The organism is Litoreibacter roseus (assembly GCF_009811795.1).
Taxonomy (GTDB): Bacteria; Pseudomonadota; Alphaproteobacteria; order Rhodobacterales; family Rhodobacteraceae; genus Litoreibacter; species Litoreibacter roseus.
This window is the reverse complement of the sequence record NZ_BLJE01000002.1, coordinates 347,134-362,948: the sequence shown is the minus strand read 5'-3', so window position 1 is coordinate 362,948 and position 15,815 is coordinate 347,134. Positions and strand designations below refer to the sequence as shown.

At 54.8% G+C, this 15,815-nt stretch carries 18 protein-coding genes; 12 read left to right on the top strand and 6 right to left on the bottom strand.

Annotated elements, in window-relative coordinates; genetic code table 11:
• The first annotated feature begins 46 nt into the window (after positions 1-46).
• The 7 genes from KIN_RS08750 to KIN_RS08720 all read left to right on the top strand — a co-directional run bounded on the left by KIN_RS08750 (position 47) and on the right by KIN_RS08720 (position 9,234).
• A complete protein-coding gene (locus KIN_RS08750; RefSeq protein WP_159806076.1) occupies positions 47-925 on the top strand; it encodes a zinc ABC transporter substrate-binding protein in 879 nt (292 codons plus the stop codon).
• Positions 926-1,008: 83 nt separating this feature from the next.
• On the top strand, positions 1,009-1,839 hold the full coding sequence (locus KIN_RS08745; RefSeq protein ID WP_159806074.1) for a flagellar motor protein MotB: 831 nt from the start codon (positions 1,009-1,011) through the stop codon (positions 1,837-1,839).
• An 85-nt stretch (positions 1,840-1,924) separates the two neighbouring features.
• On the top strand, positions 1,925-3,229 hold the full coding sequence (locus tag KIN_RS08740) for a flagellar hook protein FlgE (RefSeq protein WP_159806072.1): 1,305 nt from the start codon (positions 1,925-1,927) through the stop codon (positions 3,227-3,229).
• A 22-nt stretch (positions 3,230-3,251) separates the two neighbouring features.
• On the top strand, positions 3,252-4,706 hold the full coding sequence (gene flgK, locus KIN_RS08735; RefSeq protein WP_159806070.1) for a flagellar hook-associated protein FlgK: 1,455 nt from the start codon (positions 3,252-3,254) through the stop codon (positions 4,704-4,706).
• A gap of 1 nt (position 4,707) precedes the next feature.
• Positions 4,708-5,718, top strand: coding sequence for a flagellin N-terminal helical domain-containing protein (locus tag KIN_RS08730; RefSeq protein WP_159806068.1), 1,011 nt, complete (start codon positions 4,708-4,710; stop codon positions 5,716-5,718).
• Positions 5,718-6,824: a flagellar basal body P-ring protein FlgI gene (locus KIN_RS08725; protein WP_159806066.1), complete on the top strand. Its 1,107-nt coding sequence runs from the start codon at positions 5,718-5,720 to the stop codon at positions 6,822-6,824. The genes KIN_RS08730 and KIN_RS08725 overlap by 1 nt, the downstream gene beginning before the upstream one ends.
• A 412-nt stretch (positions 6,825-7,236) precedes the next feature.
• Positions 7,237-9,234: a TonB-dependent hemoglobin/transferrin/lactoferrin family receptor gene (locus tag KIN_RS08720; RefSeq protein ID WP_159806064.1), complete on the top strand. Its 1,998-nt coding sequence runs from the start codon at positions 7,237-7,239 to the stop codon at positions 9,232-9,234.
• Positions 9,235-9,354: 120 nt separating this feature from the next.
• On the opposite strand, the gene KIN_RS08715 is transcribed toward KIN_RS08720, so the two are convergent.
• The 3 genes from KIN_RS08715 to KIN_RS22410 form a co-directional block, all read right to left on the bottom strand.
• A complete protein-coding gene (locus KIN_RS08715) occupies positions 9,355-9,798 on the bottom strand; it encodes an ATP-binding cassette domain-containing protein (protein WP_243144873.1) in 444 nt (147 codons plus the stop codon).
• Positions 9,799-9,841: 43 nt separating this feature from the next.
• Positions 9,842-10,225, bottom strand: coding sequence for a TroA family protein (locus KIN_RS22415; protein WP_243144872.1), 384 nt, complete (start codon positions 10,223-10,225; stop codon positions 9,842-9,844).
• 117 nt (positions 10,226-10,342) lie between these two features.
• Entirely contained in the window at positions 10,343-10,579 is a 237-nt protein-coding gene (locus KIN_RS22410; RefSeq protein ID WP_243144871.1) for a hypothetical protein, read from the bottom strand.
• A 161-nt stretch (positions 10,580-10,740) separates the two neighbouring features.
• Here KIN_RS22410 and KIN_RS08705 point away from each other — a divergent pair, with 161 nt between their 5' ends.
• Genes KIN_RS08705 through tolA form a run of 5 tightly spaced genes read left to right on the top strand, consistent with a single transcriptional unit; the run spans position 10,741 to position 13,507 of the window.
• The gene (locus tag KIN_RS08705) at positions 10,741-11,172 is read left to right on the top strand and encodes a hypothetical protein (RefSeq protein WP_243144870.1); all 432 of its coding nucleotides are present in this window, start codon (positions 10,741-10,743) and stop codon (positions 11,170-11,172) included.
• Positions 11,172-11,825, top strand: coding sequence for a MotA/TolQ/ExbB proton channel family protein (locus KIN_RS08700; RefSeq protein WP_159806060.1), 654 nt, complete (start codon positions 11,172-11,174; stop codon positions 11,823-11,825). The genes KIN_RS08705 and KIN_RS08700 overlap by 1 nt, the downstream gene beginning before the upstream one ends.
• Positions 11,797-12,198 carry an ExbD/TolR family protein gene (locus KIN_RS08695; RefSeq protein WP_306439001.1) on the top strand — a complete coding sequence of 134 codons (402 nt, stop codon included), beginning with the start codon at positions 11,797-11,799 and terminating at the stop codon, positions 12,196-12,198. The genes KIN_RS08700 and KIN_RS08695 overlap by 29 nt, the downstream gene beginning before the upstream one ends.
• Positions 12,195-12,578 (top strand): ExbD/TolR family protein, encoded by a 384-nt coding sequence (locus KIN_RS08690; RefSeq protein WP_306439000.1) that lies wholly within the window; start codon positions 12,195-12,197, stop codon positions 12,576-12,578. Before KIN_RS08695 ends, KIN_RS08690 begins: the two co-directional genes overlap by 4 nt.
• Entirely contained in the window at positions 12,575-13,507 is a 933-nt protein-coding gene (gene tolA, locus KIN_RS08685) for a cell envelope integrity protein TolA (protein WP_159806056.1), read from the top strand. Before KIN_RS08690 ends, tolA begins: the two co-directional genes overlap by 4 nt.
• Positions 13,508-13,544: 37 nt before the next feature.
• On the opposite strand, the gene hmuQ is transcribed toward tolA, so the two are convergent.
• The 3 genes from hmuQ to KIN_RS08670 form a co-directional block, all read right to left on the bottom strand.
• Positions 13,545-13,865 carry a heme-degrading protein HmuQ gene (hmuQ, locus tag KIN_RS08680; RefSeq protein WP_159806054.1) on the bottom strand — a complete coding sequence of 107 codons (321 nt, stop codon included), beginning with the start codon at positions 13,863-13,865 and terminating at the stop codon, positions 13,545-13,547.
• Positions 13,866-13,956: 91 nt separating this feature from the next.
• Complete coding sequence (locus KIN_RS08675) at positions 13,957-14,757, bottom strand: heme ABC transporter ATP-binding protein (RefSeq protein ID WP_159806051.1); 801 nt, start codon at positions 14,755-14,757, stop codon at positions 13,957-13,959.
• The gene (locus KIN_RS08670; protein WP_159807923.1) at positions 14,754-15,761 is read right to left on the bottom strand and encodes a FecCD family ABC transporter permease; all 1,008 of its coding nucleotides are present in this window, start codon (positions 15,759-15,761) and stop codon (positions 14,754-14,756) included. Before KIN_RS08670 ends, KIN_RS08675 begins: the two co-directional genes overlap by 4 nt.
• Between the last annotated feature and the right edge of the window lie 54 nt (positions 15,762-15,815).

Genomic DNA, 15,815 nt, shown 5'->3' with positions numbered 1-15,815 from the left:
TATCAAATAGTGAGTCTCTGAGTAATCTAGACATGAAGGCAATGCAATGGCGCGTATCTCCGTTTTAGTTTGGTTTTTGACTGTTGGGACCGCAGTGGCGGAGGTGCCAAAAGTCGTTACAGATATCGCGCCGGTCCATAGTCTGGTTGCGTCGGTGATGGACGGTGTCGGCCAGCCCAGCCTCCTTCTTCCGGCGGGCGCATCGCCCCACTCCCACGCAATGCGTCCCTCCGACGCGCAATCCTTACAAGACGCAGCTGTCGTGTTCTGGATCGGCGAAGCACTGACGCCTTGGTTGCACGATTCGTTGGAGAATCTTGGAGAAAATGCCCAGAAAGTAAGCCTTCTGGATGTACCAGAAACCATTATTCACGAAGCCGAAGATCATTCTGATCATGACCACGGTCATTCCCACGGCCCCGTAGATCCGCATGCTTGGCTTGATCCGCAGAATGCGAAGATCTGGCTTGGCGAAATTGCCCGGATCCTGTCTGCCGCTGATCCGGAACACGACAAGATCTACGAAGAAAATGCCTTAAGGGCGGCCGCCGCGCTGGAAAAGATTGAAGCCGATACCCACGACCAAGTATCTCAGGTCACCGGGTCCATCGTCGTTCAGCACGATGCACTCAGATATTTTGAAGAACGGTTCTCGGTTGAAACCATCGGGGCGATCACAAATGTAGATGACGCCGCGCCGTCGGCGAAACGCCTGAAAGATTTGCAAGGCGAGCTCAGCGGGGATCAACCCGTTTGCCTGATTGTGCCTACGGTCGGCGGCGCTCAAGATATCAAGGGCCTCGATCGTGATGTCCAGATCAGCCAAACGGATATACTGGGGGCCAACTTAGAAGCCGGTCCAAACCTTTACGCCGACCTCTTGATTGACGTGGCCAAAGCGTTTACAGCCTGCGGGAACATCTGAAGAACAAATAATACCTCTTTCGAGCGTCATTAAGCATAAGTTCACCTGCATCTCATACCTCTGAAGCATTCCGCGAAGAGGCCATGATGAGCAGCAACGACACTCGACCGATTATCATCAAACGCAAGAAGGTCGTTGGCGGCGGCGGGCATCACGGTGGCGCCTGGAAAGTCGCTTATGCAGATTTCGTGACAGCGATGATGGCCTTCTTCATGCTGATGTGGCTGTTGAACGCGACGACCGAAAACCAGCGAAAGGGCCTCGCGGACTATTTTAGCCCTACGATTCCCGTTGCCAGAGTGTCCGGCGGCGGGGACGGTGCCTTCGGTGGGAACACAATTTTCTCGGAAGAAACTCTCGCGCAAAGTGGAATTGGTGGGCTGCTGGACAATCCGCCCGGTCGGAACGAAGCGTCAGGCAACTCAGGTATTCAGCAGAACGAGGAACAACAAAAACTCGAGGAACTGGAAGCAAACATCATCGGCCGGGGCGGTGAAAGCCTCGTGGCAGAGATGGCGTTGAAGCACATTATCACCCGCGTCACCGATGAGGGCTTGATGATAGAAGTGTTCGATCTCGATGGCGCGCCTCTCTTTGACGCGCAGACAACGGAGCCCAACCCGATCCTGACGGAAATCGTGGATATCTTGACTGAAGTATTCCTCCTTGTTGAAAATAAGCTCTCGGTTGCCGCACACACGCGCACGTTCTCACCCCTTCTTATTGAAAACCCGTCTTGGTCACTCACAACATCGCGCGCACAGACGGTTCGCGAAATGTTCGAGGGCGCTGAACTGCCGGAAACCCGGGTTCAGCGGGTGATCGGGTATGGGCAGCAGAAACCGTATCTGAAGAATAAAATATCAAACAGAAACAATCGCTTGGAAATCATTCTGCTTCGAGAGCAGACCTAAATACATCTCATTTTATCTATTAGCCCGGTATTAAGGTCACGCACGCATAGTGGCTGCAAGACGGGTGCATCAGAAAGGCGCAGCTATGACGATCTCTTCCTCCTTGAACGCAGGCGTTTCAGGCCTTGCGGCCAACGCAAGTAAACTGGCGACGATCTCCGATAACATCGCGAACTCGAATACAAACGGCTACAAGCGCGCCGACACGGACTTTCATTCCATGGTTCTCAGCAGTGGGACGGGCCAGTACTCGGCAGGCGGGGTTCGCGTTACCTCTCAACGTCTGATAGATCAGCCAGGCGCATTGCTGACGACGGCTAACTCGACGGATCTCGCCGTTCGCGGACGGGGGTTCCTGCCTGTGACCACCGAATCTGCTGTCGGTCAGCGCGGGGATGAGTTCCCCTTCCGCCTTGCGACGACAGGTTCCTTTCGAACGGACTCCGAAGGTTATCTGAAGAGCGAGACGGGAATGATCCTGATGGGGTGGCCTGCAGAAGCCGACGGAACTGTCCCGACCTTCCCACGCGACACCTCGGATGGGCTTGAGCCGGTCCAGATCAACGTCAACCAGTTCGCGGGTGAACCTACGACAAGAATGAACCTCGGGGTGAACCTACCTGCAACCGAAACGGCATTCGGCGCAAGCGGTGACCCATATGAGCTGTCAATCGAGTACTTCGACAATCTTGGCACATCGCAAAATGTCCTTGCGGTTTTTACGCCGGATACAACCGTAGCCGGTAGCTCCAACATTTGGACGATGTCCATCACCGACTCTGATCTCGGTACTGAGGTTGCGAATTACACACTGGAATTCAATGACGCACGCGGCAGCGGCGGCACGCTTCGGTCTGTATCGGTAAATGCACCCTTCACAGACACGTATGACGGGACAACAGGCGTTTTGAGCATGAATGTCGGCAGTGGTCCTATCGATGTTACGATCGGCGCGTTGAACACTGCCACCGGCATCACACAGCTTTCTGACAACTTTGCACCCACACAGATTACAAAAGACGGATCGCCAGTGGGCAACATGATTGCAGTTGATGTTGACTCCAATGGTCTAGTCAAAGCGACATTCGACAACGGTATCACGCGCAGCGTTTATCAGATCCCTCTGGTCGACCTGCCCAATCCGAATGGACTGATCTCGCTGGACAATCAGACCTATAGACCTTCCATCGAAAGCGGTTCTTTCTTTTTGTGGGATGCGGGCGATGGACCGACCGGGGATATTGTTGGGTTCGCTCTTGAAGAGTCCGCGACCGACGTCGCCGGTGAATTGACCTCGCTGATCCAGACCCAACGAGCGTACTCATCCAACGCGAAGGTCATTCAGACCGTCGATGAGATGCTTCAGGAAACAACGAATATCAAACGATAACTCCGACTGAAGGACGAGCGTCATGAGTATCTCCAGTGCATTGGCAAACGCGGTATCCGGACTGACGGCAGCGTCGCGATCCGCCGAGGTTATTTCCTCGAACGTCGCGAACTCCCTGACAGAAGGGTACGGTCGGCGGGAGATACAACTTGCCTCAAGAACCGCCGGCGCCGTTGGTGCCGGCGTTCAGATCACTGGCGTCGAACGTCAGGTGAATGAAACCGCTATTTCTGATCGCAGGCAAGCCGACGCAAGCTACGGGGAGGCGAGCACTAAAGCTGGTTTCTTCCTACGGCTGGAGCAAACCATGGGAACGCCTGACGACGCGGCCTCCCTGACATCGAAAGTGGCCACATTGGAAGCAAGCCTCATTGCTGCGGCAGGCACCCCAAATAGTGACACAAAGCTGGCTGCCGTGGTGAATGCCGCTCAGGAGGTCGCAACGCAGCTGAATAAGACCTCCGACGAAATCAGCACGATCCGCGTTGAGGCCGACACGAAGATAAGCAAACAAGTCGAGGATCTGAACAGCGCTTTGCAGAATGTCGAGGACCTCAACAAGGAAATCAGACGAACGCTTGCGGCGGGCGGTGATGCGTCAACGCTGATGGATCAACGGCAGTCGGAGATTGACGCTGTCAGCGAGATTGTTCCCCTCCAGCAACTACCGCGCGACTACGGCGGGGTCGCTTTAATGACCAGCAACGGAACTGTTCTGTTGGACGACACCGCTGCCAAACTATCCTTCGACAGAACCGCATTCATCACGCCGGACATGACACTTACATCAGGGGCCCTTTCCGGAGTAACGATTGAGGGCAGTGCGACGACAGTCGGCTCGCCCGCCGCGGCGCTGGCAGGTGGCTCGCTTTCCGGCCTATTTGCTGTTCGGGATATCTATGCGCCGGAAGCGCAAGAACAACTTGACGGCCTTGCGCGTGACCTTATCGAGAGAGTGTCCAAAACAGGCGTAGACCCTACGCTCACAGCTACCGACCCTGGACTCTTCACTGACAATGCAACAGTGCTGGATCCACTCAATGAGATCGGTCTCGCATCCCGGATACAGGTGAACGCAGCGGTTGATCCATCAGAGAGCGGCGAATATCGGAAACTGCGGGATGGTTTACAAAGCATTACACCAGGCGCGCCGGGCGATACCACCATTCTTACCGCACTCTCTGATGCGCTATCGTCTCTTGACGCACCGTCCTCCACCGCCCTCGAAACGACAGGATCCTTTTCAAATCTTATTTCCGACGTATTGTCCGGCTTCGGATCTTCTCGACAGCTCTCAGAGCGGCAGCAAACATTTGCAGCGACCCAACAACGCGCACTGACAGAAGTAGAGCTGCAGTCCGGCGTTGATACGGATCAAGAAATGCAAAAATTACTATTGGTCGAGCAGGCCTATGCGGCCAACGCACGCGTCATCCAAGTCGTAGACGAAATGATGCAATCAATTCTGAGGATATAAAATGCAGTTCTCCAGCCTAGGCAATCTCGCCCAGAGCCTGATCTCTCGGCAGCAAAACGCAAGCCTTAAGTCAGAGCTAGCCAGACTCACCAGTGAGCTGGTGACGGGTAAGACCAGCGATCTCGGGAAGCGGACCGGAGGCGATTTTGCACCTTCTGCTTCGATTACGCGTGAGCTCGAATTGCAGGACGCCTATTCTTTGGTGCGCGCAGAAGTAAAGCCGCGTCTTGATGCAACACAGGGCGCGCTCGAGGCGATCCAAAATACAGTTGGAAGTTTTGGAACAGATTTGCTAGCGGCAACTACGCTTGACCAAAGCGGTGCTGTATCCGCTCAACTTGCGACATCACGAGAGAAGTTTGACGCGGTTGTGTCTTATCTGAACAGCTCCGTCGGTGGAGTATCTTTATTTGCCGGTACGGAGATTGATGGCGCGGCGCTGGCCTCATCGGACGATATTCTTGCTTCCCTGACGGCGGCAACTGCGACTGCGACAACCGGACCAGATTTTGAAGCAGCAATGAACGATTGGTTCTTCTCAGCAGGTGGTGGTTTCGAGACGGATGCCTATCAAGGTGGCCCTATTGCGGCCCAGAACACTCAGATTGGTCCAAATACATCCGTCAAGCCAACACTTACGGCAGATGCTGACGAAATCCGACAGCTCTTAAAGGATCTCGCCTCCGTCGTACTGATTTCCGAAGGTGCCTTAACCGCTGATCCATCTGGCCGTGACGATATCTTGATTGCCGCATCGGAGGGCCTTATAAACGGTCGTTCCGACATAATTGATATTCAAGCAAATATAGGACTTTCGCAGGAAGCGCTTGAAACCGCCGAAGCTCGATCAGCCGCGATTGTGCTATCTCTGACCGAAGCACAAAGCAGAATAACATCCGTAGATACATACGAAGTAGCGTCTCGCCTAGAAGAAGTACAATTGGGGCTGGAAAGTCTCTACCTTATCACAGCTAAAACCTCGAGACTGAATCTGACGGAGTATCTGAGATAATGCGCTTCATCACAATAATTATATTATTCCTCTCTTGCTACTTTACTCTCTCACTAAATGCATCTGAAGTGCGATTAAAAGATCTTGTAGAATTTGATGGCGTACGCGGAAATGATCTTGTTGGATACGGTTTGGTTGTCGGGCTCAATGGTACCGGCGATGGCCTACGAAACGCACCCTTCACCGAAGAGATGATGTCGAATATACTAGAGCGGCTTGGTGTTAATGTGACCGGTGAGCAGTTCCGCCCAAAAAATGTGGCGGCCGTTCTTGTAACCGCAACACTTCCACCATTCAGCAGAGCAGGCAGTAAGATTGATATCACTGTATCGGCTATAGGTGACGCCAAGAGCCTTCTTGGCGGTACACTAATTATGACTCCCTTGAATGCTGCAGATGGCGACATTTACGCTGTTGCCCAAGGCTCAGTTATCGCTGGTGGAATATCCGCAGAAGGTGATGCGGCACGGGTAGTACATGGCGTTCCAACGTCGGGTATAGTTCCATCTGGCGGAAGGATCGAAAGGGAAGTCGATTTTTCGTTTCAAGACCTTACAAGTATTAGGTTGGCACTTAGATCCCCAGACTTCTCTACCGCTTCTAAAATCGAGGCCGTTATAAACCAGCTGGTCGGTGGTCGCGTTGCATTAATGCTGGATGCGGGTACCGTTGAAATCGATCTTGAGGCTGGCGATTTCAAATCGCCGGCTCATTTACTTAGTCGAATTGAAAATCTTACTGTCGAGCCCGAGCAGAAGGCGCAAGTCGTGGTAGACCAGAGATCTGGAACAATAGTTATGGGTCGCGATGTGCGTATTTCCAGAGTTGCGGTCGCACAAGGTAACCTTACCCTGACGATCGAAGAGGCCCCGCTAGTTGTGCAACCAAGCCCCTTTAGTGAGGGAACAACTGTCGTGGTACCCCGCACCCGCGCGACGGTTGCTGAGGATCAAGGGCGAGGGTTAGCGGAGTTACCTGACAGTACGTCCTTGTCTGACGTGATCGCCGGCCTAAATGCATTAGGTATTTCACCAATTGATATGATTGATATACTTAAGAGCATTAAAGCGGCCGGAGCCTTACACGCTGAGTTTATTGTACAGTGAAATACCATAGAATTTGCAGTGCATGGTCACGATATTTTCATTTCTAAATTTATGCACGGATGTTATTACACTTACTTCCTAGTTAATATCTATAAGATTAAAGTCAAAATCGAAGATAGAATTTAATTTTTTCGCCGAAATATCTAGATATGGATCGCGGGTATCTGTCGCAAAGCCAATGGCTCGATGGGTATTCGCTGAGATCAGATCTAGCGGGTTTGTCTTTCCGCCTCAAAGTTGCGGCAGGTCAATTTGAACCTTCCAATCGAACGGCAATCAATCTTTACTTTTTTTATCAGGTATCGTACGAAGCTGCGATTGCGCGCCCCACCCGTACCCGGCAGGCCCCGCGCCCAACGGGGACATAATGCGGGGACACACAATGCAAATTTGCGTATTCAGATGCGCGGCCTTGACGGCTGCTTTAGCAGGCGCGGCTCAAGCGCAAGAAGATCCGGTAGAGTTGCCGCCACTCATTCTAGGAACAGCGCTGCGGGACGACAGGGATATCCGAGATACGCCGGTTGCGGCGACCGTGGCCGAAGGCGAAAATCTGGAACGACGGCAGGCGGATACTTATGAAGAGTTGATCGGTGACATTCCGGGCGTGGTGATTGAGGGCGGGCCGCGCGGCATCGCACAGGAACCCAATATTCGTGGCTTTCAGGACGAACAAGTCGTCTTGCGCGTCGACGGTGGTCGCTTGAATTTTAATCAGGCGCACCGGGGGAGGTTCTTTTTCGACCCGGATATCGTGCAACGCGTTGAGGTCGTGCGAGGCGGCGGATCAACCCTCTTCGGATCCGGCGCCATCGGTGGTGTGATCGCTGTTGACACGAAGGATGCCACAGACTTGCTGAGCGCAGGCCAGACCACCGGTGCCCGCCTACGTTTCGGCTTTTCGGACAATGGTGAGGTCTACAGCCCCACTGCCACGGTCTATGGGGACTGGGGAAAGTTCGACACGCTTGCCTTCATCGGCACCCGACAGTTCGACGCACCGCTTGATGACGGAGCCGGCGATGACATTTTGCGATCAGAAGTCGATAAGGTGAACGGCGTGTTGAAGTTTGGATTCGAACCGACACCTGATCATCGGTTCGAGCTGAGCCTGTCCCACTATGACGATGAAGGAACGACACCTGCCGCTGCGGATTCTGCATCGCGTGGTGAGCGGGATGTGGAGCGTTCCGCCGAGATTTTCACCGGGCGCTTGTCGTGGGACTGGAACCCGCGGAACTCGAACCTCGTGGATCTTTCCGTACTCATTTACGGCAACGAGCTGGATATCCGTGAAGACCGGTTGGTCGATGGGCGCGCAGATCAGACCGAATACGACACCTTTGGCTTTGAAGTTGTCAATCGATCCAGATTTGACATCGGCATACCGGTGAGTCTTGTCTACGGCATCGAGGTCTTCCGCGATACGCAAAGCGGAACGCGAAATGGGGACGACCGCGTACAGTTTCCAGACTCTCAGGCGGATACAACTGGCCTGTTTGCAGAAGCGACTTTTGGCGTAACGAACCGTTTGGATTTCATTGCTGGTGTCCGGCACGACGACTACAGCCGGGATGTCGATGATCCAACGCTTGCCGATGTGGATGAGACATTCTTCTCGCCCAGGATCGGGTTCAGTTATCGACCGAACGACACTTGGCAGCTTTTTGGAAACCTGGCTCGCGCGTTTCGTGCGCCGACTCTGACCGAACTCTATAACGATGGGGAGCATTTCTCCGTCGATTTTGGCCCCGGACTGACGGGAGTGAACAGTTTCGTTCCAAACCCAGATCTTGAGGAAGAGGAATCAACACAAGTAGAACTGGGCGCGCGATTTGAGCGTGCCGATTTTGCGCGGCCCGGAGATATACTGCGGTTCTCTGTGAACGCCTACTATGCCGAAGTGGACAATTTCATCGACAGCGTCGTGACCGATTTCGATTTTTCCAGCGCTTTTACTGGCTTTGTGTTTGGCACGACATCGCAAAGAAACGTCGATGCGGAACTTTACGGTTTCGAAGCCGAGATGGACTATGACGCGGGGCTCTGGTTTGCGGGGCTGGGTTTGAGCATGCCCCGTGGAAAGCAGAAAAATGGGGAGGCGTTAGGATCCATCCCACAGGAACGACTGGTCACGACATTGGGCTACCGTCCGCTTGATGATTTAGAATTGGGACTGCGTGCAACATTTGCCGCGGACCAAGACGATGTCCCTGAAGGAGGATCACCGGGCGAGTCATATGGTCTGCTCGATATGTTTGGATCATGGGTGCCGTCTGACGGCCCTCTGGAGGGATCCGTCTTTCGTGCGGGGATCGACAACGTATTTGACGAAGACTACACGATCTATCCCAACGAGCTTCCCCAGTCGGGGCGCACCTTCAAAGTGTCTGTATCACACCAGTTTTGAACGATGCGTGGCGTCAAAGCAGAGTGTCTAGCTTAGACGCTCTGCTTTACGGATTGGCCGAGGACAAGGCGGGCGGTTGCACACGCGCTGCGGGCAGGTACAGCCAATCAAAGAACCGCTTTATGGCCCATAGGCATAGACAACCAGATCCTCTCTTGGGCCTATGGTTATGCGGATATCCACCCTATACGTCTGCGAGATTTCAGGCCGATGCAAGACACTGGTCGGGGCGCCTTGGGCCAGAACTTTTCCGTGCTGCAAGAGGATCAGGTGATCGGCAAAGCGAGCCGAGAGGTTGAGATCGTGCAACGCGACGATACCAATGGCCCCACGCGCGGCGATGGTATTGCGAATGCGGCTCAGCACATCAAGCAGATGGTGCAGATCAAGGGTTGAGGTCGGTTCATCAAACAGGTGGATGTCCGCCTCCCGGATGAGAGCCTGCGCCACCGAAACCATTTGCGACTGTCCGCCGGGCAATTCGGATATGTAGGCCTCAGACCGGCGGCGGTAAGCTGCGACAATAGCAGATGCGTCGATGTCTTTCGTGTATTGAACTGTCATATGAACAGACCTGCGGCGCATGAAACGCCACAGGTTTCCTTTGTCAGCTGGCAGGCGCGTTGGCGCTTAGCCAGAATTGACCGGAGTTTTCGTAAGGCATGAAGCGCTCATGCATCCGGTCAAAGGTTTCTTGCGGGTCAAGATCCTCGAAGTCATCGGGATGAAGCCATTTTGCGATCTGCTGTAATGCAATGAAGTGGTAGGGCGAGTTGTAGAACTGATGATAGATTGAGTGATAATTGCCATCTTGCACCGCCCGCAGATCCCTGAATCCGCGACACATCGCCAGCGCTCTGATTTTTTCGGCGTTCACCGCCGGATCCGCGTCGTATCCGAGCAAAGTTGACGTCACTTGAGGCGTCGCCTCGGCCCAGTTGGCGCATGTGCCGACAATGTGGTCGGGATCGGCTTCAATGATACCTTCCATCGATAAATCGACCGAGTATGCATTTGCCAGTGTTGTGGCGTAGTTGGTTCCGCCCGCCAGCTCAACAAATCGTCCATAGTTGTAAGGACCAAAGGACCTACAACAGAAATCGGGCTGTCAACCGGCCGCGTTTTCAACGCCGACCATCGGGCGATCTTCGGCGGGAATCTGATCTACAACGTTCGTCACTTTGCGCATTTCCGCGATATAGAAATCAACGAACTCAGGCGCGCCCTGCTCCTGCCCCAGAAGGCGACCGAGTATCAAACGAGACGGCACCGTATTTTCGGTGGCGTATCGGTCGTTTTCATCGATTTTCGCCGCAACGCCACCGACATTCGTAATGAACGTCATAGCGGTCTCCTATGGCTATGCGTTTGGTGTATGACATACGTTTCCTCAATTCAAAGTAAAATTATCAGGTATTGCGGCCATCGTTCCAGATATGTATTTTTTGGACGACGGGTCCCCAGCCAACGCCAGGTACGCCTATTGCAAATGCAGGGGAGCTTGAAATGAACAGGACTGCCTTACGGCTTTTGGGACTTTTTGTATGTTTGCTGCCATTCGAGACCGTGGCAGATGAAAGAGACCTGACAAATAAGGTCGCGATCGAACTGAACACCGTCACCGAAGGCGACGGAACATGCACTTTAACATTCCTGGTTACGAACAGACAGACCGTCGACATAGACCAACTTGTTTATGAGACCGTACTGTTCGAGGCGGATGGCCGCGTGGCTCAGCTAACACTCTTTGACTTTGGCGCATTGCCGATGGGGCGCCCTAGGGTGCGACAGTTTGCAGTACCAGACTTGACTTGCGGAAACCTCGGGCGCGTCCTGTTCAACGGAGTGCAGACATGTAGGGCCGAAGGTCTGGCAGCAGACGCCTGTGAAGGTGGGTTGGTGCCGTCGAGCCGCGTTTCAGTCGAGGTCTTGGGCTGATGATCGATGGGATTCTTACACAGGTTGCGAGAGTATTTGATCTGGGTGGCCCGGTGGTCATGCTGTTGATCGCCGTATCAGTTTTGACCCTCGCCGTTGTAATTTACAAGTTATGGCAGTTTTCGGCAGCGCATGTCGGTCGACACCGCGCTTTAAGGATTGCGCTGACGGCGTGGGATCAAGGCGACCGGGCCCGAGCTTACGATGCGCTGGAACAGTCGGGCAGCTATCTGGCGCCTATCCTGACAGCAGCCTTCAATGGCGGCGACAGAAACAGGTTGGCCGCGATGTCAGAAGAGGCGTTCACGCGTCTTGAAAGAGGATTTCGGTTCTTAGACTCGGTGGCCCATATAGCCCCCCTCTTGGGACTTTTTGGAACTGTTCTGGGAATGATCGAAGCGTTCCAGTCATTGCAGGCAGCGGGGGCGCAAGTGGACCCGTCTATCTTGGCGGGCGGCATCTGGGTCGCCTTGCTGACAACTGCCGTGGGCTTGGTGGTTGCGATGCCCACCTCACTGATACTGGCGTGGTTCGAGGGCCGAATGGATGAGGAACGAGTTTTGGCCAATACACTCATTCTGACCGCATTGGCGCCACTGGATCAGCGTGATCAACGAATGATGCATGTGGATATGGTGCCGAGCCATGGTTAGGACACGACGACGGTTGTCGGTGACACCGCTTATTGACGTAATCTTTCTGCTCTTGTTGTTTTTCATGCTGACCTCGACCTTTTCGAAGTTCGCCGAGATCGAGTTGAGCACAACCGGAGCCGGACGACAAACAGACGCAGAAACGGTGGCTCCACTTTTTTTGCAACTCGGTGAGGCGACGCTGACAGTAAACGGTGAGCCCTTCGGATTGAATGGGCTTGAAGCCTCTTTGACGGGGCGAATAGACACGGAGTTAGTGCAACCCATCATTGTCAGTCTGCGTAGGGACGTGACCGCTCAACGTTTGACCGACCTGCTGGTGGTTCTGCGCAGTATACCAACGGCGCGTGTCACTGTTCTGGGCGATGCATGATGCGAGCTCTTCGATCTAAACGCGAGCCTACTATTGCGCTCATCAACATCGTCTTTCTAATGCTCGTCTTTTTCATGGTTGCTGGCACACTTTCACCACCATTGGATCGGGATTTGTCTTTGGTAAACACAAGAGATCTTGATGCTCGGCCGCCACCCGATGCTCTGGTCATACACTCCGACGGTCAGATGAGCTTTCGTGGCGTGGGCATGCCGGATGCTGCAACGTACATGTCAACGCTCGAACAAGATGCGCAAACCGAGGTTCGGATTGTGCCAGACCAGACTTTGCCCGCTGCACAATTGGTAGCGATTGGCCAGGATCTGCGCCGCGCGGGCGCGCGTAAAGTGATCATCGTCACAGAGCGCGGGCTGCAATGATCGCTACCTCTCGCTGGATCGCTGGACTTGCCTTGATCGCTGCTGCGGTCCTTCATCTGGCGGGGCTGGTAAGGATGGATTTTGCGGCGGATATCGAAATTGCGGGCGGGCAAGTCGGCGCGACGCAGGCCTCCTTGGGGAATGCGTTTGCTGATATGGCAGAAGGGACTCTGACGCGGGTCGAAGCGACCGAGATCAACCAACCGCTCGTGGTCGAGCAGATGGCCAAACAACAAGACGTGCAGAAGATCACGGAGACCGTTTCTGCACTACCTGAAGCAAAGCCTGTATCCGACGGAACAGTAACAATGGTACCATCAGCGACGGACACGGCCGCAACACCAAATCTCACCACTTTGGCGCCCATGAGGCCAATGCAAACCACTCCGATTGCACCGACAGCACCCGTCGGAATACTTCAGGCCGAAGATCCTACGGAAACCGAGGTCTCCAAATCCCTTCGACCTAAACCGCGCAAGCGCGAGTTTGTGGAGCGCAACGCGATGAGCGATAAGCCACCCACACCAGATCGCGCGCGCCGGGCTGATGCTACGCCGCAAGGCAATGAAGCACAGACGAACGCGCGCGCTGGACAATCAGATGGGGTGACTTCGACCCCGCATGCACAGCGGACAACGGGTAGTCCTCGGTCAACACAAGAGGGCAACGCGGCGGCATCCAATTATCCAGGTCAGGTCATGAGCAGGATCCAGCGTGTGCGTCGACCCAGTTTAAGGACTCGCGGAACGGCAACGATCGCTTTCCGCATCGCAACAAATGGTGGGTTGAGCGCCATTTCACTCGTCAGCAGCTCCGGGTCCGCTGAGCTGGATCGCGTGGCTCTTCAGATCATCCAGCGGGCTGCACCATTTCCAATACCACCAAAAGGCGCACAGCGGTCGTTCTCCATTCCGATCAAAGGGCGTTGATGCCGGGTTCTCGTCAGACGGGTGTGTTTTGCAGAGGTTAGTCAGCCGCGATTTCCTGAATGACAGAGAAGCCTTCGAACTTTGGCGCCCCTTTATGTAGCTTCGTTGTGGTCCCCGCGCCCCTATGGGCCGCACGAAACGCGTCCGATCGGGTCCAGGCGCGAAAGGTCTCTTCGGACGACCAGACTGTGTGCGAGGCATAGAGCCGCGTTTCATCTTCCCCTTCGGGCCCCTTGAGCATCTGAAACTCGACGAACCCGTCCATCCCTTTCAGATGACTGTCGCGACCGAGCCAAAGATCCTCGAAAGCCTGTTCATTTTCCCGAGCAACGGTGAAGCGGTTCATGGCGATGTACATTGAAAATCCTTTTTTAGTTGTGCGGTTAGATGGGATTTAAGTGGGTCGATACGTAAGTGTTGGGGCATATTATTAGAGCCGTTTACGCACGCTAAACTCTCTTTGATGCAGCGGCTCGCGCATTATGCGGAAGAACAAATGGGGTTACACTTTGTGGGACAGTGTTGACCTGAAGGTCGCATCCATACGCGCGTGACAAGGTAACGTCGGTCATCACATCAACCGGGCGACCTGTGGCCAATGCCTGACCCTCCGCCATAACGAGCACATGATCCGCAAAGAGCCCGGTCAGGTTCAGGTCATGCATTACCGCGACAACGCCACCGCCCGCTTGAGCAAAGTCGCGCGCGATGGTCATGATCTGCAACTGGTGCGCGATGTCGAGGCTGGAGACAGGCTCGTCCAACATGAGCCAGCGCGGGCCGTCGGCCGTGACCGGTTCCCAAACCTGAGCCAGTACGCGGGCCAGTTGCACACGTTGTTGTTCACCGCCCGAAAGCTCTTGGTAGTAGCGGTTCGCATAGCCCGTAAGGCCTACGCGCGCCATCGCCGCATGGGCACGATCAGCGTGATCCGCACCCACACCAGAGCTTAGTCCAATGCGTACCACCTCAATCGCGTGAAATGGAAACGCGAGAGTTGAGGCTTGCGGCAGCACGCCCCGCACGCCAGCCAAGTCCCGAGGGCGGGCATCGGCTACCTCGGTGCCATTGAAAACTATCGACCCCTCATACGGAAGATCACCACAGATCGCTTTGATCAGGGTCGATTTCCCCGACCCGTTTGGCCCAACAATAGCAAGCAGCGCACCAGGTCGCGCTTCGAATTCCAGTCCGTCGATGACAGTCTTACGCCCATAACGCACGGATAGATTGTGCACTGACAAGGTCACAGATCCACCATCGCGTGCTGGCGTAGCAAAATCCACAGGAACACCGGCGCACCAAGGACTGCTGTCACGATACCAATCGGCAACTCAGCAGGAGCAATAATGACCCGCGCGATCATATCGGCCAGCACCAAAAGCAGCGCACCCAGAAGAGACGCGTTGATCAGCAGAGGTCGATGATCCGGACCGGTGCCTAGCCGCAAAAGATGTGGCACGACGATGCCAATGAAACCAATCCCGCCGGACACCGCCACTGCGGCGCCTGTGGCCGCTGCTACCGTCAGAATGGCCGTATTCTTGATCCATTGCACGTTCAAACCGATATGCGCCGCTGTCGCCTCTCCCAACGCGAGACCGTTTAGACCCCGTCCAAGTGATGCGGCCACGACAACAGAAACCATAATGATCGGCCCGGCGGTCAGAACCTTTGTCCAGTTGGCGCCGCCCAATGATCCCAAACCCCAGAAGGTGAGATCTCTCAACTGGCGATCGTCCGAGATATAAACAAGGACACCCGACAGCGCGCCAGCCAAAGCACCAAGGGCAATCCCTGCAAGCAGCATCGTCGCGACAGAGGTACGGCCGCGCCGGGTCGAGACGCGATAAAGCAATAGCGTGCTGGCCCAGCCCCCCAAAAAAGCCGCGACGGGCACCAACTGATCGCCAACAGCCAATGCCAGCCACATCGGTGCGAGCCCAGCCAAGACGATGGCCGTTATTGCACCCAAACCAGCGCCAGCGCTAACGCCAACAAGGCCGGGATCAGCCAACGGATTACGGAATAAGCCTTGCATCACCGCCCCGCTCATCGCCAATGCGGCGCCGACCATAAGGCCAAGGGCGAGCCGGGGCGCACGGATGTCCCAAAGCACGATAGCTTCCATCCGGGTCAGCGCTTCGCCCTGGACGACTTTCCACAGTGCGGAACCAAGCGATACCTCCGTGGCCCCAACAGTTAGGCTGAAAATTCCCACGACAATCAACGCAACCGATAACCACAGATGCATATGCCGGGCGCGGGTGGCGCGGCTGTCGGGCAGATGATCGGCCAAAGCCAAAGG